Genomic DNA, 23,960 nt, shown 5'->3' with positions numbered 1-23,960 from the left:
TCTCAAGGAGATTTCCATGGCGGGACTTTTGCGGAGCGTCGCTGCGGCGCTGCTCCTTTTGTCGATGACTTCGCTCGGCTTTGCCGCCAACAAGGTCATCATCATTCTTGACGCTTCGGGCTCGATGTGGGCCCAGATTGACGGCAAGCCGAAGCTCGAGATCGCGCGCGAATCGCTGAGGACCGTGCTGCAGTCGGTCCCGGGCGACGACGAGATCGGCTTCATGGCCTATGGCCACCGCGAAAAGGGCAGCTGCGACGACATCGAGCTGATCGTGCCGCCGCAAGCCGGCTCGGCTAGCGCCATTTCGGCCGCTGCCGACAGCCTGAAATTCCTCGGCAAGACGCCGCTGACCGCAGCCGTCAAGCAGGCGGCCGAAGCTCTGAAATACACCGAGGACAAGGCGACCGTGGTTCTCATCACCGATGGGCTTGAAACCTGCGAAGGTGACCCGTGCGCGCTGGGCAAGGAACTGGAGGCCTCAGGCGTCGATTTCACCGTCGACGTCGTCGGCTTCGGCCTGACCGCTGACGAGGGCAAGCAGATCGCCTGCCTTGCCGACAACACCGGCGGCAAATATATCCAGGCCTCGGACGAGAAGGCGCTGCAGGAAGCACTGGTCGAAACCGTCGCCGCGCCGGCTCCGGCGCCGGCACCCGAACCCGCTCCGGCGCCTGCCCCTGAACCGGCAAAGCCCGAATTCAATTTCATCCCGAGCGTGGTCATGGCGGAAGGCGGCGATCCGATCACCGACGGCAATGCCTGGGAGGTCTACAAGGCCAAGCCTGATGGCACGCGTGGCGACAACGTCACCACCGAATACGGCGCCTACAAGGGCAATCTGGAGCCGGGCGACTACATCATCGTCGCGCGCGACGGGGAGGCCAAGACCGAACAAAAGCTCAAGGTCGAGGCAAGCCAGATCTACAAGCCGCTCTTCACCCTGAATGCCGGCACGCTCATCATTCATCCGCGACCAAGCGTGGGGGCGGATGTTGTCGATGGCGCGGCTGTCGTGATCGACTATCCGGGCGCCGATAACCCCGCGACCTACTATGGCACCACCAAGGTGGTGTTGCCGGCCGGCGACGAGAAAGTGACTGTCACCATCGGCCAGGTCGTGGCTACCGAGACGATTCCGCTCGCTGCCGGCAAGACGGTCGAAAAGGACATCATCGTCGGCGTCGGGCATGTCGTGGCCAACGCCTACTATGTCGCCGGCGGCGACAAGGCCGATGGTTCAGGCATCGGCTTCAAGGTCTTCAAGGCGAAAAAGAAGATCGACGGGACCAGGGAAGAGGTGACCTACTCCTATGGCCCTGACAGCAAGTTCGATCTGCCGGCCGATGACTATGTGTTGATTGCGACGGTCGACCTCGCGGTCGTCGAGCGGCCGTTCACCGTCAAGGTCGGCGAATTCCAGGATGTGAAGGTCGCCATGAACGCCGGCGTGCTGGCAATCACCGCGCCCGGCGCTTCAAAGATCGAGATTTTCGAGGCTAAGAAAGACATCAACGGCAATCGCAAGTCGCTTGGCTACGCTTACGACCAGAAGTATCAGGCGGCGATAGCGACCGGCGATTATGTGGTCGTTTCGGAGAAGTCGGACAACAGCTCGAAGGAAGGCACCGTAACGGTCAAGGCCGGCGAGCGAGCCGAGCTCACGGTGCAATAGGATCGTATGGACGAACGCAAAAAAGGGCGGCCACGAGTCGCCCTTTTTCATGGATAAGGCAATCTGGTCAGGCAGTGGCGAAAGCACTGGCGCCATGGTCGGCGCGGCCGACCAGCTGGCGGAAACCGGCGAACAGCTCGCGGCCCAAACCGAACTCGTTGCCGATGAGATCGATGTCGGCCGTGCGGCGCAGCGCGAGCTCTGGCCCCGGCACCAGCACTTCCAGCGTGCCGGCATCGGCGTCGAGCCGGATGATGTCGCCGTCATGGATCCTGGCGATCGGCCCTTCCTCGACCGCTTCCGGCGTTACATGGATCGCCGCCGGCACCTTGCCGGAAGCGCCAGACATGCGCCCGTCCGTGACCAGCGCGACGCGCTGGCCACGATCCTGCAGGATGCCGAGCACGGTGGTCAGCTTGTGCAGTTCCGGCATGCCGTTTGCCTTCGGGCCCTGGAAGCGGATGACGGCGATGAAGTCGCCGGTCAGCGTGCCGGCCTTGAAGGCTTCGTTCAGTCCCTGCTGGCTGTCGAACACCTTGGCCGGCGCCTCGATGACGCGGCGTTCCGGCTTCACGGCGGACGTCTTGATGACGGCGTGGCCAAGATTGCCGGCGAGCACTTTCAGGCCGCCGGTCGGCTGGAAGGCCTTCTTGAACGGCGCCAGCACCTTCTCGTCGCCGCTCTGCAGCGGCGAGGCTTCACGCACGACGCTGCCGTCTTCGCCGAGCCGGGCTTCGACCGCATAGGGCCTGAGACCTTCGCCCCATACCGTCTGCACATCCTCATGCAGGATGCCTTCGTCAAGCAATTCGCGGATCAGGAAGCCGAGCCCGCCGGCGGCATGGAAATGGTTCACGTCGGCAAGCCCGTTCGGATAGACGCGCGCGAGAAGCGGCACCGCTTCCGACAGGTCGGAAATGTCCTGCCAGGTAAGCGTGATGCCGGCGGCCGCCGCCATGGCGATGAGGTGGATGGTGTGGTTGGTAGAGCCGCCGGTGGCGTGCAGGCCGACGACGCCATTGACGAAAGAGCGCTCGTCGATCATGCGGCCGACCGGCGTGTAGGCGTTGCCGAGCGCGGTGATGGCGAGCGCCCGCTTCGTCGCCTCACGCGTCAGCGCGTCGCGCAGCGGCGTGCCCGGATTGACGAACGAGGCGCCGGGCGTATGCAGGCCCATGATCTCCATCAGCATCTGGTTGGAGTTGGCGGTGCCGTAGAAGGTGCAGGTGCCCGGCCCGTGATAGGATTTGGACTCCGCTTCGAGCAGTTCTGCGCGCCCAGCCTTGCCCTCGGCATAGAGCTGGCGAACCTTGGCCTTCTCGTCATTGGGGAGGCCCGTCGTCATCGGCCCTGCCGGCACGAACACCGCCGGCAGATGGCCAAAGGTGAGGGCTGCAATCACCAGCCCGGGCACGATCTTGTCGCAGACGCCGAGATAGACGGCGGCGTCGAACATGTTGTGCGACAGGCCGATCGCCGCCGACATGGCGATGACGTCGCGCGAAAACAGCGACAGCTCCATGCCGGGCTGTCCCTGGGTCACGCCGTCGCACATGGCGGGCACGCCGCCGGCCACTTGCGCGATTCCGCCAACTTCCTTCGCGGCTTCCTTGATCAGCGCCGGGAAGGTTTCGAAGGGCTGATGCGCCGACAGCATGTCATTGTAGGAGGTGATGATGCCGAGGTTCGGCACCTTGTCGGCGCCGAGCGCCAGCTTTTCAGACGGGCTGCAGACGGCAAAGCCATGCGCGAGGTTGCCGCAAGACAGAACCCCCCGGTTGGCGGCGCGGCTGGAGGTCTCGGCGATGCGGCCGAGATAGCGCTCGCGGCCGGCTTTCGAGCGTTGGCGGATGCGTTCCGTGATGGCTTCGATGTCGCGTCTGGCTGTCATGGTCGGTCCTTTCGAGCCCCGGAAGAACGTCCTCCACCGTCTGCCGGGACTGCTTTGCGTGAAATTAGGGTGCCCAGAACACCTCTACCGGGGTGGGTGCCGCTTCGAGCACTTTGCGGATGGGCTTTTTCGCACCCGGTCCCATCGCACCGTCGAAGGCGGTGCGCTTGTCCTCGCCTTCTATATGCAGCGCGATGAAGCCGGCGTCGACGATCCGCGCCAGCGGCAGCGTCAACCGGGGCTCGCCGGCGCTTGCCGCGTGAACGGGCAGCACGATCCTTGATGAGGCCGGGTCGAGCAAATCGCCGAGATTCTCGGCGTCGGGAAAGAACGAGGCGGTGTGGCCGTCGCCGCCCATGCCGAGCACGACGACATCGAGGGGCCAGGGCAGAGCCTTCAGCGCCGCATCGTCGGCCGCCGCGGCGGTCTCGATGCTTGCCGCCTCATGGTAGAGCGGCACGAAGTGCGCGGCAGCCGCCTTGTTCTGCAGCAGGTTGGCCGCGACCAGCCCCGCATTCGAGCGCGGCGAGGAGGCCGGCACGAACCGTTCGTCGACCAGCGTCACCGTCACCTTGTTCCAGGCGATCGGAATGGCCGAAAGTGCTGCAAAGAACTTTGCCGGCGTGGTGCCGCCGGAAACGGCAAGCAGGGCCGTGCCGCGCTCGTCGATGGCCTTGGTCAGGCGCGCCGCGACATTGCCGGCAAGGGCTGCCGCCAGGTCCTGGCGCCCGGCAAAGCCGTTCCAGTTATAGACGGGCTCGCTCAACTGCTTTCGTGCCATGTCCGCCCGTCGCGTTCGATCAGCGCAATCGAGGCCGAGGGACCCCATGTGCCGGCCGTATAGCCTTGCGCCTCCTGCCTGGCGCTTTCCCAGGCGTTCTGGATCGGGTCGATCCACTTCCATGCCGCCTCGACCTCGTCGCGGCGCATGAACAGCGTCTGGTTGCCGCGGATAACATCCATGATTAGCCGTTCATAGGCGTCCGGCGCGCGGCCGTCGAAAGATGTTGCAAAGCTCATGTCGAGCGGAATCTGGCGCAGCCGCATGCCGCCCGGGCCTGGATCCTTGATCATGATGAACTGCTTGACGCCTTCGTCGGGCTGCAGCCGGATCACCAGTTGGTTGGCTGAGATCGGCCCGGCGCTGTCGCCGAAGATCGAATGCGGGATCGGCTTGAACTCGATGACGATTTCCGAAACGCGGGTCGCCAGCCTTTTGCCGGTCCTGAGATAGAATGGCACGCCGGCCCAGCGCCAATTGCCGATCTCAGCCTTGATGGCGACGAAAGTCTCGGTGGAGCTGTCTTTGCCAAGTTCCTCGACATAGCCTTTCACCGCGCCGCCTGCAGAGGCGCCGGCGCGGTATTGGCCGCGCACGGTGTGCTTGGGTGCCTCATTGCCGTTGATGCGCTTCAGCGCCCGCAGCACCTTCAGCTTCTCGTCGCGCACGGCATCGGCATCCATCGACGATGGCGCTTCCATGGCAACCAGACAGAGCAGCTGCAGCATGTGGTTCTGCACCATGTCGCGCAGCGCGCCGGCCTTGTCGTAGTAGGTGACGCGGTCTTCAAGACCGACGGTCTCGGCTACCGTGATCTGCACATGGTCGATATGGGCAGAATTCCAAAGCGGCTCATAGAGCGCGTTGGCAAAGCGCAGCGCCATCAGATTCTGCACCGTCTCCTTTCCGAGATAGTGGTCGATGCGGAAGATCTGGCTTTCGTGGAAGTCGTCTCCAACCACGTCGTTGAGCTTGCGCGCCGAATCGAGGTCGCGGCCGATCGGCTTCTCCAGCACGATGCGTGAATTCGGCGTGATGAGATTGTGGGCTTTCAGCTGGTGCGAGATGTCGCCGAACAGCGCCGGCGCCACCGCCAGATAGAAAGCGCGGATGCGGTCGCTTTCGCCGATCGCCTTTTTCAGCTTGTCGAAGCCGGCACCCGTCGTCGCGTCGGCCGATACGTAGGACAGCCGGGCAAGAAATGTCTTGAGTTCCTCGGCGTCGATGTCGGCCGGCTTCACATGCTGGGAAATCGCCTGCTTGGCGAAAGCCTGGAATTCCTCGTCGCTCATCTTGGAGCGCGAGGTGCCGATGATGCGGGTCGGCTCGGAAAACTGGTGGTCGCGCTGGCGGTGGTAGAGCGAGGGCAGCAGCTTGCGTTCCGACAGGTCGCCGGTGCCGCCGAAAATGATGAAGTCGAAAGGCTCGACGGGAATGATCTGGCTGGTCATGGTCTGTCCGCTTTGACGCCGCTCGCTGTGACGCGGCAGGATATAATCTAATCGATTTAAACTATCCAGTGCCATGGTGTCACATCAAGGCCAAATCACTGCATATTGATTCGCTCCAAATGTGCCTTGACACTGGCTGCCACCCGGAGGCTTTTCGTCAAGCGATGGTCCCGGGGCTTTCGCGCCTGCAACATAAAGCGGGAATGTGACGAAAGCTAATGCGTGTCGCCCAGAAGTGCGAAGCGGTTCTGGGAGACAGACACGCATCAAACAAAAAGGAAAAATGCGCTTGCGAGGTGGGTCTTCAATGAGCGGAAAAAGCATGCGTCTGGAAAACAAGGTTGCCGTCATCACGGGTGCTGCGTCAGGTTTCGGCGAAGGCATGGCCAGGCGCTTTGCCGAAGAGGGCGCCAAGGTCGTCGTCGCCGACCTCAACGCCAAGGGCGCGGAGCGCGTTGCAGCAGAGATCGGCCAGGCCGCGATCTGGACCCAGACCGACGTTTCGCAGCGTTCCGAATTCGACGAGATGGTCTATGCCGCAAAAAGCGCCTTCGGCCGCATCGATATCATGGTCAACAATGCCGGCTACACCCATCGCAATGGCGACATGCTCGACGTCGACGAGGCGACCTTCGACCTGATCACTTCAGTCAACATGAAGGCGATCTACCACGCCGCACTTGCCGTGGTGCCGATCATGGAGCGGCAGGGCGGCGGCGTCATCCTGACCACGGCTTCGACCGCCGGTCTGCGGCCGCGTCCGGGGCTCACCTGGTACAATGCCTCGAAGGGCTGGGCGATCACCGCGACCAAGTCGATGGCGGTCGAACTCGCGCCCAAGAACATCCGCGTGAACTGCCTTTGCCCGGTCGCCGGCGAGACCGGCATGCTGGAGAAATTCATGGGCACTGACACGCCCGAGATCCGCGAGAAATTCCGTGCCTCGATACCGCTCGGCCGTCTGTCGACGCCGCTCGATATCGCCAACGCTGCGCTTTGGCTTGCGTCGGACGAAGCCGCCTTCATCACCGGCGTGGCGCTGGAGGTCGACGGCGGCCGCTGCATTTGAGCAATTCGGGAAGTACCTCGCTGTTCGCAATGCACGGCAGACAGAGCAACGTCGGCAAAAGTTCGCATCGGTGCGCCGGCCGGCCGAGGAACGAACAGTTGACGTCGTCACGCCGGACCCCAGTTTGACTTCTCGATCACCCGAAAGGCATAACGGGATCGTGGATAGTGTTGGCGGGTGATGAAGATCAGGCAGCAGAAAAGTCGCTATGATCTGGGATGGCGGCTGCGGCTTTACCTGGCCACGCGTGCGCGGGCGCGAAGCAAGGCAATTTTCATCGGCGTTACCGGAAGCTCCGGCAAGACGACGGCGGGAAGCCTGCTTGGACACATCCTGGCTGGCCACGGTTCGGTCCACACACAGGTTCTGGCCAACACTATGAAGGTGTTGGTTCGAACGCTTTACAAGCGCCTGAGGAAGGCCGGCAAAGTCGATTACGTCGTTTTCGAAGCCGGCGCTTCCGACTTCGGCACGATCAGCGCCATGGCGCAGATGCTGAAGCCGAGTGTGGCGGTGGTTACGATGATCCGTCTGGAGCATTTCGGCAAGTTCAGGACTCTGGAAGCTGTGGCGGGAGAGAAGCGGGCGCTGGTCGAGGCACTCCAACCCGATGGACTTGCGGTTCTCAATTGCGATGACCCACTGGTGATCGGCATGGCGTCTGGCGCGAAATGCCGGATTGCGACCTTCGGCCAGTCCGGCGAGGCAGACTACCGCGTGAGTGACGTGCATGCCGCGTATCCGGAATTGCTGCGGTTCACCCTTCATTGGCGCAGTGGCAGCCTGAATATTCAAGCGCCTTTTCCCGGCGAGCAATTCTGGCTGCCGACTGCAGCGGCTGTTGCCGCCGCCTTGGAACTTGGCGTCCCGCCAGAGCAAGTCGTAGCGAGAACGGCATCGTTTGCACCACTGCCCAACCGCTCTACGGTGCAAGAGGTATCAGCGGGTCCGAAATTCCTGGTCGATACGGCCAAAGCGCCCTGGCATTCGCTCAACATTGCCCTGGAGATGATCGCAAAGGCCAAGGTCGCTCGCAAGCGCATTGTGCTTGGGCAGATATCCGACTTCGCCGGCTCGCCGAGGAAATACGGCAGTGCATACAAGATCGCGCGCGAAATCGCCGATGAGGTCATCTACACGGGCGACAATGCGCATCGCTCGCGCGCCAGCCAGGCCGACCGCGACAGCGGCCGGTTCATTGAGCTTCGCAGTCCCAAGGAAGTTTCGGATCACATCAAACAGACGGCGGTCCCAGGAGAACTGATTCTGCTGAAAAGTTCGTCTAACCTTCATCTGGAAAGGATCGCGCTCGCCTGGACGCACGATGTGAAATGCTGGACCCCGCTATGCGGCAAGTCCGAAAGCTGCCAAATGTGCGGCCTCTATGAGGTGCCGTTCGAGGAACACCGGGATTTCCTGGTGAAGCGCCAACTTGCTCGCAGAAGACACCGTTTCAGATGGCTGCTCGGCGGCTGACCAGATCTGGCGGCTTCGTCTGTGTCTCAAGCTCCGGTCTTGATGTAGCTCTTGTAGATCCAGCCGCGCTTGCCGTTGTAGACGATCTGGCACCATTTCTTGCAACTCATCACCTGCACCGATGACTTGGCGGGCACGGTGCCGATGGCGGCGGCGTTTTTCTGCGGACCGCTGCGCATTGTCACTGTCCTGAGGATGCGTCCGGTGCCGGCTGCAGCAGCCACCTTCTGTGGCTTGGCCTTGGTCTGGGTATCGTTCGTTGCGGCGGAAGATTGCTCGTCTGGAAGTTGCGGTTTTGGCGTCGGTATGGCGGCGGTTTCCGCGTCGTCGTCATTGGCGGCAGCAGCGACCTTTGACAGCTGCGTCGTGGCGTCGCCCTGCGCCGCCGGTTCTTCGAATGCCGCGGCATCGGACGGTTTGGCGGCAGCCTGCTCGGTAGGCGCCTGATCGGGCGGCTTCGCAGCAGGGTCCCTGTTGGATTGCGCCGCAGTCCAGCGCGGATCGTTGGCCGACAGCGGCGGCATGGCAGCCCCACCGGCAGCGACCGTCGATGAAACCGCATCGCCCTTGCGCGCGGCTTGTGGCGCCGCTACCGCGGCAGCCGTGGCCGCGACCGGGGCAATCTTGGTCGTCTTGACCGGAAAAGTCGGAACGTTCTGCTGTGTGCTGGCGACTGCTTGCCGGTCGTTGGCCGGCAACGCCAGCCAAAGCGCTATGCCTGCCACGCCAAGCAGCGCTGCGGTGCCGACCGCGGCGATCACCAGATGCGAATTCGTGCGCACCCCCTGCCAGAAGGAGGGCCGCATGTCATAACCGAATTGCATGGCGAAGCGCCGACGTTCCGGCGCGCCGAAACTGAAGGGCTCGTTCACTCTTGCCACCTCCAAAAGATGAGCCGGTGTTCTTTCGATCGGCGCCGGCAGCCCGGCGTTCGATCGGCATCGGTCCCAACAACAAAGCGGGCAGGCCCGCAGAAATCCCCGTTCAATCGCCCAGAACCGGCATCCTTTGCCCTTGATTGTGGCATCAGTGCGCCTTCAGGGGAATTGTGCGCTCTTGTTAAGGATTCTGCAACGTCTCGCTGCGGCAACCAACAGCTCAATAGAATCAGCTCAGTACCAGCCACGGCTGATGTGAGATACTTTCCCTATATTCGGTCCCTCAGGGCAAACCAGTTCAGTGCCAAGAACAATAATGGCGTTCTAAATCGCCGGCCGCCGGGAAAAGCCGGGATGTTCAGGTCCTCGATCAGCTTCAGTCTGTCGCGGTTGCCGGCGACGGTCTGGGCATAGAGCTTGCCGAAGAAGTTCGACAGCATCACGCCGTGGCCGGAATAGCCTCCGGCCGAGATCACATTGGGCATCACCTCGCGCACGAACGGTTTCCTGGGCATGGTGATGCCGACATAGCCGCCCCAGCCATGGGTGATCTCGACATCGCTCAGTTCCGGATAAAGCTCGGCTATCTGCCGGCGGATATGGACATGGATGTCCTTCGGATCGTTGACGCCATAGACCTCGCGCCCGCCGAACAGCAGCCTTCCATCCCTGGATTTGCGGAAATAACGCACGACGAAACGCGAATCGTCGACCGCCTCGCCGCCCGGCAGCACTTTCGAATCGACGCCCAGCGGCACCGTCGCGCCGATGAAGGAACCGATGGGCATGATGTGCGCGGCACTCACCGGCTCGAGCGTGCCGCCATAGGCATTTACACCGATCAGGCATTTCTGGGCGGTGATGGTTCCTCTCGAAGTCGTCACCCTGACCTTGCCGCCGCTGGAGGTAACACCGGTCGATAGTGTCTGCTCGAACAGGTGCGCGCCGGCCGCTGCCGCGACCTTTGCCGTGCCGATCACCAGCTTCATCGGGTGGATGTGTCCGGTGCCGGTGTCGCGGGTGCCGCCGAAGTAGCGTGTGGAGCCCAGCCGTTCGGCCGTTTCCCTGGCATCCATGAAGGCGATGTGCGGATAATTGAAGCGGCCCGCCATGATCTCGGCATGCGCCTTGTAGTCGTCGAGATAACGCGGCTTGTGCGCCACGGACAACTGGCCGGGCATATAGTCGATGTCGATCTGGTTGACGGCGGCGAATTCGAGCAGGTGCGCTTTCGCCTCCTCGGCAAGGTCGAACAGCGCCTTGGCGCGGGAGAAGCCGTATTCGGCCTCCATCTCTTCGGCCCAGGCGCGCTGACCCGTGCTGAGCTGGCCGCCATTGCGCCCTGAAGCGCCGTCGCCGAAGCGATGCGCCTCGATCAGAACGACGTCGGCTCCCGCCTTGGCCAAATGAGCGGCCGCCGACAGCCCGGTGAAGCCACCGCCGACGACGACGACGTCGCAGCTGCGGTCGCCGTCCAGGGCAGGGTACTCAGGGCGTGGTCCGGCTGTGTCTTCGTACCAGGAGCGACCAGGGGAGATAGGTGATTGGTAAGGCATGGGGACACCAGCCAATGGTGAATGGTGAATGGTGAATGGCTGCGAGACGCACGTCGTCTGCTCTCATCCATCCAATATGAGACTACTCAGCATTCACTATTCACCATTCACACGACGAAGTCGCCGCTTACACGTTGAGCAACAGATACTCCCGCTCCCACGGGCTGATCACTTCCATGAAGGTCTCGAACTCCGCCCGCTTGATCGCTGCATAGGTTGCGGCAAAGGACTTGCCCAAAAGGGCGCACAGCTCCTCGTCGCCCTCAAACAGGTCGACGGCTTCGAGCAGGCCGCGCGGCAGGTCGATCTCATCGGCGTTTGCGGTGGTCAGCACCGGAGGCTCGGCCTTGATCTTGTTGGTGATGCCGATCAGCCCGCAGGCAAGTGAGGCCGCCAGCGCCAGATAAGGGTTGGCGTCGGAAGACGGGATGCGGTTTTCGACACGCCGCGCCGCCGGATCCGAGCGCGGCACGCGGAACGCCGTGGTGCGGTTGTCATAGCCCCATTTGTTGTTGACCGGCGCCGAGGCCGACTGCGTCAGCCGGCGGTAGGAATTGACGTAAGGGGCAAACATCACCAGCGCGTTCGGCACATGCTTCTGCATGCCGCCGATGAAATGGAAGAAGTCGTCGGTTTCCGAGCCGTCCTTCGCCGAAAAGATATTCAGCCCGGTCTTCTTGTCGATGATCGACTGGTGGATGTGCATGGCAGAACCTGGCTGGCCCTGGATCGGCTTGGCCATGAAGGTGGCATAGATCTCATGCTTCAGCGCTGCCTCGCGGATGGTGCGTTTGAACATGAACACCTGGTCGGCGAGCTCGACCGGATCGCCGTGACGCAGATTGATCTCGAGCTGGCCGGCGCCTTCCTCGTGGATCAGCGTGTCGATCTCCAGGCCCTGGCTTTCGGAGAAATGGTAGATGTCGTCGATCAGTTCGTCGAACTCGTTGACGCCGGCGATCGAATAGCCGGCGCCGCCGCCGATTGCCCGTCCGGAACGCCCGACGGGTGGGGTCAGCGGATAATCCGGGTCGGGGTTCTTGCGCACCAGATAGAATTCGATCTCGGGCGCCACCACCGGCTTCAGCCCGCGCTTGTCATAGGCTGCTACCACGCGCTTCAGGACGTTGCGCGGCGTGAACTCGACCGAACGGCCATCCTGATGGACGAGGTCGCAGATGACGGCGGCCGTCGGGTCTTCTTCCCACGGCACGACGGTCAACGTCGACAGATCCGGCATCAGCTTCAGGTCGCCATCATCCTCCGGATAGTGGAAACCGTTGCCATCCTCGGGATAGCCGCCCGAAATCGTCGTCATGAACACTGCCGATGGCAGCGCCAGCGAGGTGTTGGAAGTGAATTTCTTCGACGGCATCATCTTGCCGCGCGCGACGCCAGCCTGATCAGGCGTGATGCATTCTATGTCTTCGATGCCGCGCCATTCCAGCCAAGCGCTGACTTCCTTCCAGTTCTTCACGCCGCGTTGATTTTTCACGAAGGCAGGCGTTCGGACGCGTCCTCCGCGGGTCGACGGACGGACTTCCTTTTTCGCAGGCGGCATCATTCACCAGTTTGGGTTGCAATTTTCACAGTATAGCTGCTGCCGGTGATGGAAGGGAAGGGGAACTGCCTGTCTTCGCCTTCCTGGTTGAAAACCGCGCCACGCAGATTAGGGTCAACCTCCCGCAGATCGAGCAGCAGAAGACACGGTATGCCAGGCAAATTGACCACGATCGGCTTCGACGCCGATGATACCCTATGGCAGAACGAACAGTTCTTCCGCCTGACCGAGAAGCATTTTGCAACCCTGCTCGCCGACCATGGCGAGGCCGAGCACATCTCGGCACGGCTGCTGGAGGCCGAGAAGCGCAACCTTGCCGTCTACGGCTTCGGCATCAAGGGCTTTACCTTGTCGATGATCGAGACGGCCATCGAAGTGACCGAGGGCCGCGTGCCGGCCTCGACGATCGCCGAAATCCTTGCCGCCGGCCGCGACATGCTCGGCCATCCTGTCGAGGCGCTGCCGCATGCGCGCGAGACAGTCGAAAAGCTCGCCGGCGCCTACCATCTGGTGCTGATCACCAAGGGCGATCTGTTCGACCAGGAGCGCAAGCTGGCGGCGTCCGGCCTTGGCGACCTGTTCGATGCCGTCGAGATCGTCAGCGACAAGAGCGCCGCCACCTATGCCAGGATCTTTGGCCGTCACGGCAGCCCGCAGACCAGCATGATGGTCGGCAATTCGCTCAAGTCGGACGTGGTGCCGGCCATCGAGGCCGGCAGCTGGGGTGTGTATGTGCCGCACGAGCTGACCTGGGTGCTCGAACACGTCGAGCCGCCGGTCGAGGCACCGCGTTTTCGTCAGCTTGTAGATCTTGGCGAACTGCCGGCTTTGATCGAGAGCATCGGCAAGGAAGGCTGACCGCCCGCACGCGTTCGGGCGGATTGCGATCAGCCGCGCCCGAGACTGATCAGCCGGTCGACCACCGGCTGCAGCCTTTCGGTGGTGATCGGCTTGGTTACCACCACATCGACCACGCTCGACAGACCCAGGCTGTCGGGCGTGCCGGTCTTGGTTGAAAGCAGGATCACCTTGGGGAGCGACCGCCCAGATGTCCGCCGCAAGGCGTCGATGGCCGCAATCAGCGCGCGGCAGTCCTCGTTGTCGGGGCCGCCATCGAGAACGACGGCGCCCGGAATGAGGGTTCGCAATGTCTTGGCCGCCATTTCGGGCGACTCGGAGATCGGCTTCAGTCCGGACTTCTCGACGATCTTCGACACCACCACCCGGTTGATCGGCGATTTTCCAACGACCAGCACGTGGGAGAAATCCGTTGATATCTCGGAGTTCGCGTCCCTGCTTGACGAATTCAGATGTTTGGCGGTGTCGGTCTCGCGGTTCACAGGGCACATGGGCGGGGCGGGCACTCGGCGCTGCTTCAATGCAGGGTTGAAATCCGAGAGCCAATTGGCGTGAGATCGCCCGCCATGTCAAGCTGAAATGACGGGCCTGCGAAATATAGCCGGAAATATTAAACCCCGGAGACAAGGTCTGTTTTCGAACTGTAGTTAAGTTTACGCTCAAAAGCGAAAGTCACCCGCGCTGAAAACCCGCGGGTGACGTTGAAATCGGCCAGTGAGCGGCGGGGCCTATAGGTTCCACAAGCACAAAGCTTCCGTAAGGGAAGATCAGCCGTGACTCTTCTGCGTGACGATCACCGGGATCAGCAGGTCGCCCCAATTGCCGTCGCCGCCATGATGCCGGGCCGAGCGCACCAGTTCCACCGAGACGCCGGCCTCGACTGCCTTCATCACCGATTGATTGAGCCGGTGCAGGTCGTTGGCCAGCATGCGGATGGTCGCCTGTTGGTCGACACTCATCGTGGTGGACTGCTCTTCTGCACGTTCCTTGACGCGGCTTATGGATGCCATTTTCTTCTCCCTTGCCCTTCGGGCGTTTCCTCTGTTGGTATGTCGATCAGTTCATTCCGCTGCCGGCTTGAACTGGACGTGCTCGGTCGATTCATGCATGGCGGTGGTCGACGACTGGCCGCCGCTGATTGCCATCGACACGGCGTCGAAATAGCCGGTGCCGACCTCGCGCTGGTGCTTGGTCGCGGTGTAGCCGTGGACTTCGGCCGCGAACTCGGCTTCCTGCAACTCGGAATAGGCCGCCATCTGCCGCGCCTTGTAGCCGCGGGCCAGCTCGAACATGCCGAAATTGAGCTGGTGGAACCCGGCCAATGTGATGAACTGGAACTTGTAGCCCATGGCGCCGAGCTCGCGCTGGAACTTGGCGATCGTCGCGTCGTCGAGGTTCTTCTTCCAGTTGAACGACGGCGAGCAATTATAGGCGAGCAGCTTGCCCGGATGATGCCTGCGCACGCCTTCGGCGAATTTCTTGGCCTGCGCCAGATCGGGCTTGGATGTTTCGCACCAGATCAGGTCGGCATGCGGCGCATAGGCAATGGCGCGCGCGATGCACGGTTCGATGCCGTTCCTGACCTGGTAGAAGCCTTCAACCGTGCGGCCGGCATCGTAGTCGACGAAAGGCTGGTCGCGCTCGTCAATGTCGGAGGTCAGAAGCTTTGCCGCTTCCGCATCGGTGCGTGCCACGACTAGCGTCGGCGTGCCCATCACGTCGGCCGCCAGACGCGCCGCGTTGAGGTTGCGGATATGCGCGGCGGTCGGGATCAGCACTTTGCCGCCGAGATGGCCGCACTTCTTCTCAGAGGCCAGCTGGTCCTCATAGTGGACGCCGGCAGCGCCCGCCTCGATGAACGCCTTCATGATCTCGAAGGCGTTGAGCGGTCCGCCGAAGCCGGCCTCGGCATCGGCGACGATCGGCGCGAACCAGGTTTCGACCGACAGGCCGTTGCCTTCCGAGGTCTCGATCTGATCGGCGCGCTGCAGCGTGCGGTTGATGCGCTTGACCAGTTCGGGCGCCGCATTGGCGGGATAGAGCGACTGGTCCGGATACATGGCCGACGCGGTGTTGGCGTCGGCGGCGACCTGCCAGCCCGAGAGATAGATTGCCTTCAGCCCGGCACGCACCTGCTGCATCGCCTGGTTGCCCGACATGGCGCCGAGTGCATTGACGAAGTCTTCCTCGTGGATGAGCTTCCACAGCCGGTTGGCGCCCATTTCGGCAAGACTCTGGCGTATCTGGACCGACCCGCGCAGCCGCTTCACATCGTCCGGCGAATAGGCTCGTTCGATGCCGTCGAAGCGGCCTTCGGGCGCGGATGGGACAAGATTGTAAAAATCAGTCATTGGTCACTCCAGATCAATCGATGCCGTGTCTTGAAACGCCGCGCCCCTGGGATGGTGTGCGTCGTCTGTGTGTGACATCATTTACATTGCGCCGTGACGAGAGCGAGGAAAACCGCCATTTCCGGTAGAAAATAAGAGAAAACCTGTGTTGTGTTTGACTGCTCGCCGCTGTAAACCTGTCATGATTGTAAAAAGATAGTGCGCCGTTCATCGCTCGCAAGTCGTGTAAATTCCTGTCAAGGAAAGCCGGTGGCCGACCAGAAGATATTCGCCGGGCCGCGCATCCGCCGCATCCGCATCGCCAAAGGCCTGACCCAGACGGCGATGGCCGAGGGGCTCGGCATCTCGCCGTCCTATCTCAACCTGATCGAGCGCAACCAGCGGCCGCTGACGGTGCAACTGATCCTGAAGCTGGCCTCTGTCTACAAGGTCGACCCGCATGAATTGCAGGGTGAGGCGAGAGGGTCGATCTCGGCCTTGAAGGAAGTGTTCGGCGACCCGCTGCTTGCCGGTGAGCTGCCGGGCGACCAGGAACTGATCGAACTGGCCGAGGCAGCCCCCAACGCATCGGCTGCGATGATAAAACTGTTTCGCGCTTACCGCGAGCAGGCCGAGCGGCTGTCCGATCTCAACGAGCTTCTGGCGCGCGAGGGCCGCGCCACGGCGCTGTCCGGTGCGCGGCTGCCGATCGACGAAGTGCACGAGATTTTCGAGCGCCGGCCGAACCATTTTGCAGCACTGGAGGAAGAGGCCGAGGCCTTCACCTCGATGCTCGACCCCGGCGACGATCTGTTCGGCGCGCTGAAGGCGTGGCTGAAGCGCGAGTATGGCATCGTCGTCAAGGTTCTGCCGGTCGCCACCATGCCGAACTGGCGCCGCCGTTATGACCGTCATTCGCAGCGTCTTTTTCTATCGGAGCGGCTGTCGCCGTTCGACCAGTTGCGCGAAGTCGCCATGGAGGCCTGCCTGATCCGCATGACGGTCGCGATCGCCGGCGAAATTCAGGCGCTGAAGCTCGGTACGGACGAAGCCCGCCGGCTCGCCCGCTTCGAGTTCGGCCGCTACGCCGCCCATGCCTTGATGATGCCCTATCAGGCCTTTCATGCCGCCGCCGTGCGGGCTCGTTACGACATCGATGTGCTGCGCTCGCGTTTCGGCGTCTCCTTCGAACAGGCGGCGAACCGCCTGACCATGCTGCAGCGTCCTGGCTTGTCCGGAGTGCCGTTCTTCATGCTCGAGGTCGACAATGCCGGCAACCGCTTCCGCAAGGCCGGCGGCCAGGGCTTTCCGCAAAGCCGCTTTGGCGGCGGCTGCCCGAAACTGCCGGTCCATGCCGCTTTCGCTTCGCCTGGCCAGATCCTGGTCGAGGCGGTGGAAATGCCCGACGGCGCCGAGTTCCTCTGCATCGCACGCACGCTCGAGGGGCCGCAGGGTTCGTTCTCCGAGCGCCCGCGCCGCACCGCGCTGCTGTTGGGCTGCGATATCGGCTTTCGCGACGAGATCGTCTATGGCGCCGGGCTGCCGGCAAAGGCCGGACAGGGCGCCGCCACGCCGGTCGGTCCCGCTTGTCGGCTGTGCGAACGCATCGGCTGCCTCGCCCGCGCCGAGCCGCCGGTGACCCGTCCGCTGGGCCTGGACGAGATGGCGACGGGCCTGAGCGCCTTCGATTTCCAGTGATGCTTCTCGGGCAGGAGGTCGCGGAAGACCGCAGCTGTTTGCGCTAAGCAATAGAGCGCGGCCCGAACCATCGCCGAACCAAATATTGATTAAGCATCGGCGCTGCGCTATCGAAGGTGAGCTGCAGGGCAGCCAAGGGGGACGGCTTATGAACAGGAAAGCTTTGTGGCTTGGCGTGGCGCTTGCCCTTTTGGCGGGGCCTGTTCTGGCAGAAAAATCCTCGGAATTCTTCAAGGACTATCAACAGTATAGTGACGACGGCAAGGCATTCCTGGACAAGATCGATCCAAAGACCGGCGCGGTCGACCTTCCCGAAGGCATCCATCTCGATCTCAAGGACAAGTTCTATTTTCTGGGCAAGAAGGACGCGACGTCCGTCCTGACCGAGGCCTGGGGCAATCCGGCTGATACCGCGTCCGAAGCAATCGGCATGATCTTCCCGGCCAAGTACGAGCCCATCGCCGGCAACGGTTGGGGCATCGAATTGCGCTATGAAAAGATCGGCCATGTCGATGACGCCGACGCCGCATCCATCGACTACACCGAATTGCTGAGCAGCATGCAGGCGGACACATTGTCGGCCAACGATCAGCGGGTGAAGGACGGCTTTCCCCCGATCAAGCTGATCGGCTGGGCCTCGCCGCCGGTCTATGATTTCGTCCACAAGCGGCTGCACTGGGCCAAGGAACTGCAGTTCGGAGACGATACCGTCCACACGCTCAATTACGACGTCCGTTTCCTCGGCCGGGAAGGCGTCTTCGTGATGAGCTACATCGCTACGGTTGAACAATTGCCGGAGATCAAGCAGAGCCTGGACGAAGTGCTGGGCGTGGCGGACTTCAACACCGGCAAGAAATACACCGATTTTCTGCCAGGCACCGACACGGTCGCCGCGGTTGGCATTGGCGGCCTCATCGCTGGAAAACTCGCGGCAAAGGCCGGCCTGATTGCGGTCGCGCTCATCGCCCTGAAAAAGTTCGGCATTCTGCTGCTGGTACCCTTGGCTGGTCTTTGGCGCTTTATCCGCGGCAACAAGGGCACGTCCTAGAAACGGCGGTGTTTGCCCGTATGGCTGCCGGTTGGCGGTGCGCCAAAGGGAATGCCGGGCTGGATCACCTCCGGCGGTAGCCTATGCGCTAGGCGAATGCGGCACGTTTCTGTCGTCCATTGTGCATCATGCCGCCCCGAGATAGCCGACAGTCGCACCCCATGACCGATACCGCATCTTCTCCAATCGCCGCATCGCCGATCGTCTCGCCGCGCGAAGAGCGGGTCGGCTTGCTGCTGGTGTTCCTGTCGGCGCTGATGTGGAGCTTTGGCGGCACCATCGCCCGCTTCATCGACACCGCTGACAGTTGGACGGTGGTGTTCTGGCGCTCGCTGTGGGCGGCTGTGTTCCTGATTTGCTTCATGGCCTGGCGCGACGGCTGGCGCGGCATGTTGCGGCTGTTTCGCGACATGGGCCTGCCCGGCCTTGCCGTGGCCGTCTGTTTCGCCACGGCGTCGACGTGCTTCGTTGTCGCGCTCGCCTACACCACCGTTGCCAATATCCTGTTGATGCAGGCCGGTGTGCCGCTGCTGGCGGCATTGCTTGCCTGGGTGCTGTTTCGCGAACGCGTCGCCGTCGCGACCTGGGTGGCGATCGCCGCCGTCATCGCCGGCGTCGCCATCATGGTGTCGGAATCGCTCGACGGCGCCGTATCGCCCATCGGCGACGGGCTGTCGCTGCTGATCGCCGTCATGTTCTCGATTGCCACCGTCATCACCCGGCGCTTCGCCCATGTGCGCATGACGCCGGCGACGTGCCTCGGCACGATGCTGGCAGCGGCTTTCGCCGCATCGCAAGCCACGCAGTTTGCCACGTCGGCCCACGACATGGCTTTCCTGTTTGCCTTCGGCGTCATCAATCTCGGCCTGGGCCTTGCCTTCTTCGCCACCGGCGCGAGGCTGGTTCCGGCGGCGATCGCAGCACTCCTCGGCACGTTCGAGCCGATCCTCGGACCGATCTGGGTCTGGCTCGTTCATGGCGAGGTGCCCTCGGTGCGCACCATCATCGGCGGCGCGGTGGTGGTCGCCGCGCTGCTCGTCCATATCGCGCTTGAATTCAAGCGCCAGGCGAGACCTGCACGGCCGGGGACCACCGGCCTGCCATCCCCTAATTGACCCGCCTTTCCCTTGGTTGAGCCCGTCTTCCCTAATTACGCCCGTCTTTCCCCAATTAGCGAAGCCGCACGCCCTATTGACCGAGCTTCCCCGCGCGGCCCATTGACAACCTTGCTGCGGCACGGGCAGGCTGGGGCACGGCAACAACAAGACAGGCTTATCTTGCCAAGTGTCCCCGCCGGTCGGACCAAGACCGGACCACAGCGTCGTATCCCTGCCAGCGCCGCGGCGAAAGCCTCTGACGGCGTCAGCGCGCCCGCCATGCGGGCACACAGAGCCATCATCTGCCGCTCGTCGAACCGCCCGGACGGCGCTGGCAGTTCATGCTTGTGGCTGCCCGGAAAGCTCAATACTCTGAAGCAAATGCCCAATCGCGCTCGAACAGCGACGACTTGGCGAAGGAACACTCATCAAAGGAGAACAGCATGATCCGCAAAGCGCTCTGGCTTTCGGCAACCTCGGCATTTCTGACGCTTTTCGCCGTTGGCGGCCATGCCGAGGATCGCGTCGTCAACGTCTTCAACTGGTCGGATTACATCGACAGTTCGATCATTGACGACTTCACTAAGGAGACCGGCATCAAGGTCGTCTACGACACCTTCGATTCCAATGAAATCCTCGAGACCAAGCTGCTTGCCGGCGGCAGCGGCTATGACGTCGTCGTGCCCAGCGGCAACTTCCTGGCGCGCCAGATCCAGGCCGGCGTGTTCCAGAAGCTCGACAAGTCGAAGCTGCCCAACATTTCCAACATGTGGGACACGGTTTCGGAGCGGACCGCCAAATACGATCCCGGCAATGAATACTCGATCAATTACATGTGGGGCACCGTCGGCATCGGCTACAACATCAAGAAGGTGCAGGCAGCACTCGGCACCGACAAGATCGACAGCTGGGATGTGTTCTTCAATCCCGACAGCCTGGCCAAGCTGAAGGACTGCGGCGTCTATGTGCTGGACTCGCCGGCCGACATCATCCCGGCGGCGCTCAAATACCTCGGCCTCGATCCGAACAGCACCTCACCTGACGACATCGCCAAGGCCGAGGAGACGTTGCTGAAGGTGCGTCCGTATATCCGCAAATTCCATTCGTCCGAATACATCAACGCGCTCGCCAACGGCGACATCTGCCTGGCGGTCGGCTGGTCGGGTGACGTCTTCCAGGCGCGCAACCGCGCGGTCGAGGCCAAGCAAGGCGTCGAGATCGGCTATTCCGTGCCCAAGGAAGGCGCCCAGATGTGGTTCGACCAGATGGCGATTCCCGCCGATGCGCCGCATGCCGCCGAGGCACTCGAATTTCTCAACTACATGATGAAGCCGGAAGTGATCGCCAAGTCGTCCAACTATGTGCTGTACGCCAACGGCAACAAGGCTTCGCAGCAGTTCGTCGACAAGGCGCTGCTGGATGATCCGGCGGTCTATCCGGACGCCGAGACCTTGAAAAAGCTCTATACGGTCCAGCCCTACGATCCCAAGACCCAGCGCCTGATCACGCGCAGCTGGACCAAGATCGTCACCGGCCAGTAAGCAATGCGACATGGTCCCGGCAGCCACCTGCCGGGACCATTCTTCTCTGGGGCAAGAAGCAAAAAAATAGGACGGAGTGGGACATGAAATCGCTTGGCAGCATCCGCAGGGATTTCGCGCCATGGAACGACCCGAACGCCAAGCCATATATCCAATTCGAGAACGTCACCAAGAAGTTCGGTGACTTCACCGCCGTCAACAATCTGTCGCTGACCATTTTCGAGCGCGAGTTCTTCGCCCTGCTCGGCGCGTCGGGCTGCGGAAAGTCGACTTTGCTGCGGATGCTTGCCGGCTTCGAGGAGCCCACCGCCGGCCGTATCCTTCTCGACGGCCAGGATTTGCGCGGCATCCCGCCCTACCGCCGCCCGGTCAACATGATGTTCCAGTCCTATGCGCTGTTCCCGCATATGAGCGTGGAAAAGAACATTGCCTTCGGCCTCAAGCAGGAAGGCATGCCGGGACCGGATATCGAAAAGCGCGTCGCCGAGATGCTGAAGCTGGTGAAGCTAGAGCAGTTCGCCAAGCGCAAGCCGCACCAATTGTCGGGCGGCCAGCGCCAGCGCGTCGCGCTCGCCCGCTCGGTTGCCAAGCGGCCAAAAGTCTTGCTGCTCGATGAGCCGCTCGGCGCGCTCGACAAGAAGCTGCGCGAGGAAACGCAGTTCGAGCTGATGGACCTACAGCAAAATCTCGGCCTTACCTTCGTCGTCGTCACCCACGACCAGGAAGAGGCGATGACCATGGCCGACCGCATCGCCATCATCGACAAGGGCGAGGTGATGCAGGTGGCGACGCCGGCGGAAGTCTATGAAGCCCCCAGTTCGCGCTTCGTTGCCCACTTCGTCGGCAATGTGAACATGTTCGAGGGCAAGGTCGCCGAGCGTGCGGCAAACACCACGCGCATCACCGGCGCGACAGGGGCCCAGATCGTGGTCGAAAACAGCACCGATACAAAGGCCGGTTCCGACATCGTCTTCGCCATCAGGCCGGAGAAGATCAAGGTGTCCTCGACGAAACCGGCCGACGCCGTCAATGCGCTTGAGGGCGAGGTCTACGACGTTGCCTATCTCGGCGACATGACCGTCTACCACATCCGGCTGGATGACGGGCAGATCATCAGGGCAAGCGCGCTCAACGCGGCGCGAGTCACCGAGGACCCGCTGACCTGGAACGACCGCGCCTGGGTCTCCTTCCGGCCGGATGCCGGCGTCGTGCTGACACGGTAGGGGGCGGCCATGTCCAACATTGCACTCACCGACGCCGGTCCATCGGCCGCGGCCAAACCGTTCCTGATGCGGCTCGGTGCCGGCTTTGTCAGCCGGCTCGTCATCATCGTGCCTTATCTCTGGCTGCTGTTCTTCTTCTTCATCCCGTTCATCATCGTCTTCAAGATTTCGCTGTCGCAGTCGGCGATCGCCATGCCGCCCTACACGCCGGCGCTCGATTTCAGGGATGGCATGTCCGGGTTCTTTGTCCGCTTCCGCGAACTCAGCGTCGACAATTATGTCTGGCTAACGCAGGACGCGCTTTACTTCAAAGCCTACGTGACCAGTGTTATCATCGCTGCTGTCTCGACGATCCTGACCTTGCTCGTCGGCTTCCCGATCGCCTACGGCATGGCCCGCGCGCCGGCGACGATCCGTCCGACCTTGCTGATGCTGGTTATCCTGCCGTTCTGGACGTCGTTCCTGATCCGCGTCTATGCCTGGATCGGCATCCTCAAGCCCGAGGGTCTGCTCAATCAGCTGCTGTTGTCGCTGCACATCATCAATCAGCCACTGATCATCCTCAACACTTACACGGCGATCTTCATCGGCATCGTCTATTCCTACCTGCCATTCATGGTGCTGCCGCTCTATTCGTCGCTGGAAAAGATGGATTACTCGCTGATCGAGGCGGCAAAGGATCTCGGCTGTCCGCCGACATCAGCCTTCTGGAAGATCACGTTCCCGCTGTCGCTGCCCGGGGTCATCGCCGGCTGCCTGCTGGTGTTCATTCCAGCGGTTGGCGAGTTCGTCATTCCCGATCTGCTCGGCGGCTCGCAGACGCTGATGATCGGCAAGACCTTGTGGAATGAATTCTTCGCCAACCGTGACTGGCCGGTGTCGTCGGCCGTCGCCGTCATCCTGCTGCTGCTCCTGATCGTGCCGATCATGCTCTTCCAGCAGGCCCAGGCACGCGCCCAGGAGCAGGACAAATGAACGCCACCTGGAGCCGCTTCAACGTCACCTCGGTCGTGCTGGGCTTTGCCTTTCTCTATCTGCCGATCGTGCTGCTCATCGTCTTCTCCTTCAACGAGTCGAAGCTGGTCACCGTCTGGGGCGGCTTCTCGACCAAATGGTATGCCTCGCTGTTCCACAATCAGGGGCTGATGGACGCCACCTGGGTGACCGCGCGTGTGGGTGTCATCTCCGCCACTGTGGCAACCGTGCTCGGCACGCTGGCAGCACTGACCTTGACCCGCTACACCCGCTTCCGCGGCCGCATCCTGTTTTCCGGCATGGTGTTTGCGCCGCTGGTCATGCCGGAAGTCATCACCGGCCTGTCGCTGTTGCTGCTGTTCGTTGCCGTCGGTCTCGACCGTGGCTTCCTGACCGTGACGCTTGCTCACATCACCTTGACCATGTGCTTCGTGGCTGTCGTCGTGCAGTCGCGCCTGGTGTCGTTCGATCGTTCGCTGGAAGAAGCTGCCTTGGACCTCGGCGCAACGCCGGTAAAGACCTTCTTTCAGATCACGCTGCCGGTCATCATGCCGGCCATCGTCTCCGGCTGGATGCTGGCCTTCACCCTGTCGCTTGACGACCTGGTCATCGCCTCCTTCACCTCCGGGCCTGGCGCCACCACGCTGCCGATGAAGATCTACAGCCAGGTGCGTCTCGGCGTGACGCCGGAAATCAACGCCGCCTGCACCATCCTGATCGCCGTCGTGGCGGTAGGCGTCATCATCGCTTCGGTCGCCAACAAGCGGCGTGAGGTGCAACGCCAGCTCGACGAACAGGCCGCGCAGCGCGGTTGATTGCGTCAAACGAGGGATAGGGCGATCCCGGTAAGGG

Annotated in this window: 20 protein-coding genes; 11 read left to right on the top strand and 9 right to left on the bottom strand. The window is 62.3% G+C overall.

Translation table 11 applies throughout. The annotated features are described in order from the left end of the window. Nucleotides 1-16 precede the first annotated feature (16 nt). Nucleotides 17-1,675, top strand: coding sequence for a vWA domain-containing protein (locus NKI31_RS12970; protein ID WP_352651762.1), 1,659 nt, complete (start codon nucleotides 17-19; stop codon nucleotides 1,673-1,675). A 67-nt stretch (nucleotides 1,676-1,742) separates the two neighbouring features. Here the strand turns inward: NKI31_RS12970 and edd are convergent, their stop codons facing one another. The 3 genes from edd to zwf form a co-directional block, all read right to left on the bottom strand. Then, on the bottom strand, nucleotides 1,743-3,566 hold the full coding sequence (gene edd / locus NKI31_RS12965) for a phosphogluconate dehydratase (protein WP_352651761.1): 1,824 nt from the start codon (nucleotides 3,564-3,566) through the stop codon (nucleotides 1,743-1,745). A 64-nt stretch (nucleotides 3,567-3,630) separates the two neighbouring features. Further along, nucleotides 3,631-4,347, bottom strand: coding sequence for a 6-phosphogluconolactonase (gene pgl / locus NKI31_RS12960; protein ID WP_023669306.1), 717 nt, complete (start codon nucleotides 4,345-4,347; stop codon nucleotides 3,631-3,633). Then, nucleotides 4,329-5,798: a glucose-6-phosphate dehydrogenase gene (gene zwf, locus NKI31_RS12955; RefSeq protein ID WP_023701815.1), complete on the bottom strand. Its 1,470-nt coding sequence runs from the start codon at nucleotides 5,796-5,798 to the stop codon at nucleotides 4,329-4,331. Before zwf ends, pgl begins: the two co-directional genes overlap by 19 nt. 322 nt (nucleotides 5,799-6,120) lie before the next feature. Between zwf and NKI31_RS12950 the strand changes: the two genes are divergently transcribed. Next, complete coding sequence (locus tag NKI31_RS12950) at nucleotides 6,121-6,867, top strand: SDR family oxidoreductase (RefSeq protein ID WP_027049416.1); 747 nt, start codon at nucleotides 6,121-6,123, stop codon at nucleotides 6,865-6,867. Between the two features lie 180 nt (nucleotides 6,868-7,047). Then, nucleotides 7,048-8,343 carry a Mur ligase family protein gene (locus NKI31_RS12945; protein WP_031193252.1) on the top strand — a complete coding sequence of 432 codons (1,296 nt, stop codon included), beginning with the start codon at nucleotides 7,048-7,050 and terminating at the stop codon, nucleotides 8,341-8,343. 26 nt (nucleotides 8,344-8,369) lie between these two features. Here NKI31_RS12945 and NKI31_RS12940 read toward each other — a convergent pair whose 3' ends face one another. From NKI31_RS12940 to NKI31_RS12930, 3 genes are all read right to left on the bottom strand, one after another. Continuing rightward, a complete protein-coding gene (locus tag NKI31_RS12940; protein WP_352651760.1) occupies nucleotides 8,370-9,215 on the bottom strand; it encodes an SH3 domain-containing protein in 846 nt (281 codons plus the stop codon). Between the two features lie 275 nt (nucleotides 9,216-9,490). Then, on the bottom strand, nucleotides 9,491-10,777 hold the full coding sequence (locus tag NKI31_RS12935; RefSeq protein WP_352651759.1) for an NAD(P)/FAD-dependent oxidoreductase: 1,287 nt from the start codon (nucleotides 10,775-10,777) through the stop codon (nucleotides 9,491-9,493). A 127-nt stretch (nucleotides 10,778-10,904) separates the two neighbouring features. Next, nucleotides 10,905-12,341 carry a glutamine synthetase family protein gene (locus NKI31_RS12930; RefSeq protein WP_023669313.1) on the bottom strand — a complete coding sequence of 479 codons (1,437 nt, stop codon included), beginning with the start codon at nucleotides 12,339-12,341 and terminating at the stop codon, nucleotides 10,905-10,907. Between the two features lie 147 nt (nucleotides 12,342-12,488). Here NKI31_RS12930 and NKI31_RS12925 point away from each other — a divergent pair, with 147 nt between their 5' ends. Continuing rightward, nucleotides 12,489-13,196, top strand: coding sequence for an HAD family hydrolase (locus tag NKI31_RS12925; RefSeq protein WP_023729066.1), 708 nt, complete (start codon nucleotides 12,489-12,491; stop codon nucleotides 13,194-13,196). A gap of 29 nt (nucleotides 13,197-13,225) precedes the next feature. Here NKI31_RS12925 and NKI31_RS12920 read toward each other — a convergent pair whose 3' ends face one another. From NKI31_RS12920 to aceA, 3 genes are all read right to left on the bottom strand, one after another. Then, nucleotides 13,226-13,687 carry a response regulator gene (locus NKI31_RS12920; protein WP_023751977.1) on the bottom strand — a complete coding sequence of 154 codons (462 nt, stop codon included), beginning with the start codon at nucleotides 13,685-13,687 and terminating at the stop codon, nucleotides 13,226-13,228. 276 nt (nucleotides 13,688-13,963) lie between these two features. Beyond that, a complete protein-coding gene (locus tag NKI31_RS12915) occupies nucleotides 13,964-14,206 on the bottom strand; it encodes an SMc00767 family acetate metabolism repressor (RefSeq protein WP_023669318.1) in 243 nt (80 codons plus the stop codon). A 51-nt stretch (nucleotides 14,207-14,257) separates the two neighbouring features. Continuing rightward, nucleotides 14,258-15,547: an isocitrate lyase gene (gene aceA / locus NKI31_RS12910; protein WP_023751978.1), complete on the bottom strand. Its 1,290-nt coding sequence runs from the start codon at nucleotides 15,545-15,547 to the stop codon at nucleotides 14,258-14,260. A 249-nt stretch (nucleotides 15,548-15,796) separates the two neighbouring features. On the opposite strand from aceA, the gene NKI31_RS12905 reads away from it, so the two are divergent. From NKI31_RS12905 to NKI31_RS12875, 7 genes are all read left to right on the top strand, one after another. After that, the gene (locus NKI31_RS12905) at nucleotides 15,797-17,224 is read left to right on the top strand and encodes a helix-turn-helix domain-containing protein (protein WP_023727761.1); all 1,428 of its coding nucleotides are present in this window, start codon (nucleotides 15,797-15,799) and stop codon (nucleotides 17,222-17,224) included. Nucleotides 17,225-17,372: 148 nt separating this feature from the next. Further along, nucleotides 17,373-18,272 (top strand): DUF2167 domain-containing protein, encoded by a 900-nt coding sequence (locus NKI31_RS12900; RefSeq protein ID WP_031193251.1) that lies wholly within the window; start codon nucleotides 17,373-17,375, stop codon nucleotides 18,270-18,272. Between the two features lie 161 nt (nucleotides 18,273-18,433). After that, the gene (locus tag NKI31_RS12895) at nucleotides 18,434-19,387 is read left to right on the top strand and encodes a DMT family transporter (RefSeq protein WP_023689324.1); all 954 of its coding nucleotides are present in this window, start codon (nucleotides 18,434-18,436) and stop codon (nucleotides 19,385-19,387) included. A 425-nt stretch (nucleotides 19,388-19,812) separates the two neighbouring features. Next, nucleotides 19,813-20,910: a polyamine ABC transporter substrate-binding protein gene (locus NKI31_RS12890; RefSeq protein WP_023669323.1), complete on the top strand. Its 1,098-nt coding sequence runs from the start codon at nucleotides 19,813-19,815 to the stop codon at nucleotides 20,908-20,910. An 83-nt stretch (nucleotides 20,911-20,993) separates the two neighbouring features. After that, the gene (locus NKI31_RS12885; protein WP_023689322.1) at nucleotides 20,994-22,133 is read left to right on the top strand and encodes an ABC transporter ATP-binding protein; all 1,140 of its coding nucleotides are present in this window, start codon (nucleotides 20,994-20,996) and stop codon (nucleotides 22,131-22,133) included. Between the two features lie 9 nt (nucleotides 22,134-22,142). Next, nucleotides 22,143-23,108, top strand: a complete 966-nt coding sequence (locus tag NKI31_RS12880; RefSeq protein WP_027049422.1) for an ABC transporter permease subunit — start codon at nucleotides 22,143-22,145, stop codon at nucleotides 23,106-23,108. Further along, nucleotides 23,105-23,923 carry an ABC transporter permease gene (locus NKI31_RS12875; RefSeq protein WP_023669326.1) on the top strand — a complete coding sequence of 273 codons (819 nt, stop codon included), beginning with the start codon at nucleotides 23,105-23,107 and terminating at the stop codon, nucleotides 23,921-23,923. The genes NKI31_RS12880 and NKI31_RS12875 overlap by 4 nt, the downstream gene beginning before the upstream one ends. Nucleotides 23,924-23,960 lie beyond the last annotated feature (37 nt).

This window comes from Mesorhizobium sp. M0659 (genome assembly GCF_040320605.1).
In the GTDB taxonomy this organism is placed as follows: Bacteria; Pseudomonadota; Alphaproteobacteria; order Rhizobiales; family Rhizobiaceae; genus Mesorhizobium.
The sequence above is the reverse complement of the archived record's forward strand: the minus strand, read 5'-3'. Positions and strand labels throughout refer to the sequence as shown.

Coding starts and splice junctions, on each gene's coding strand:
- NKI31_RS12970 (WP_352651762.1), top strand. CDS start 17: ATGGCGGGACTTTTGCGGAGCGTCGCTGCGGCGCTGCTCCTTTTGTCG.
- NKI31_RS12900 (WP_031193251.1), top strand. CDS start 17,373: ATGAACAGGAAAGCTTTGTGGCTTGGCGTGGCGCTTGCCCTTTTGGCG.
- zwf (WP_023701815.1), bottom strand. CDS start 5,798: ATGACCAGCCAGATCATTCCCGTCGAGCCTTTCGACTTCATCATTTTC.
- aceA (WP_023751978.1), bottom strand. CDS start 15,547: ATGACTGATTTTTACAATCTTGTCCCATCCGCGCCCGAAGGCCGCTTC.
- NKI31_RS12885 (WP_023689322.1), top strand. CDS start 20,994: ATGAAATCGCTTGGCAGCATCCGCAGGGATTTCGCGCCATGGAACGAC.
- pgl (WP_023669306.1), bottom strand. CDS start 4,347: ATGGCACGAAAGCAGTTGAGCGAGCCCGTCTATAACTGGAACGGCTTT.
- NKI31_RS12895 (WP_023689324.1), top strand. CDS start 18,434: ATGACCGATACCGCATCTTCTCCAATCGCCGCATCGCCGATCGTCTCG.
- NKI31_RS12950 (WP_027049416.1), top strand. CDS start 6,121: ATGCGTCTGGAAAACAAGGTTGCCGTCATCACGGGTGCTGCGTCAGGT.
- NKI31_RS12890 (WP_023669323.1), top strand. CDS start 19,813: ATGATCCGCAAAGCGCTCTGGCTTTCGGCAACCTCGGCATTTCTGACG.
- NKI31_RS12945 (WP_031193252.1), top strand. CDS start 7,048: ATGAAGATCAGGCAGCAGAAAAGTCGCTATGATCTGGGATGGCGGCTG.
- NKI31_RS12915 (WP_023669318.1), bottom strand. CDS start 14,206: ATGGCATCCATAAGCCGCGTCAAGGAACGTGCAGAAGAGCAGTCCACC.
- edd (WP_352651761.1), bottom strand. CDS start 3,566: ATGACAGCCAGACGCGACATCGAAGCCATCACGGAACGCATCCGCCAA.
- NKI31_RS12875 (WP_023669326.1), top strand. CDS start 23,105: ATGAACGCCACCTGGAGCCGCTTCAACGTCACCTCGGTCGTGCTGGGC.
- NKI31_RS12920 (WP_023751977.1), bottom strand. CDS start 13,687: ATGTGCCCTGTGAACCGCGAGACCGACACCGCCAAACATCTGAATTCG.
- NKI31_RS12930 (WP_023669313.1), bottom strand. CDS start 12,341: ATGATGCCGCCTGCGAAAAAGGAAGTCCGTCCGTCGACCCGCGGAGGA.
- NKI31_RS12880 (WP_027049422.1), top strand. CDS start 22,143: ATGTCCAACATTGCACTCACCGACGCCGGTCCATCGGCCGCGGCCAAA.
- NKI31_RS12935 (WP_352651759.1), bottom strand. CDS start 10,777: ATGCCTTACCAATCACCTATCTCCCCTGGTCGCTCCTGGTACGAAGAC.
- NKI31_RS12925 (WP_023729066.1), top strand. CDS start 12,489: ATGCCAGGCAAATTGACCACGATCGGCTTCGACGCCGATGATACCCTA.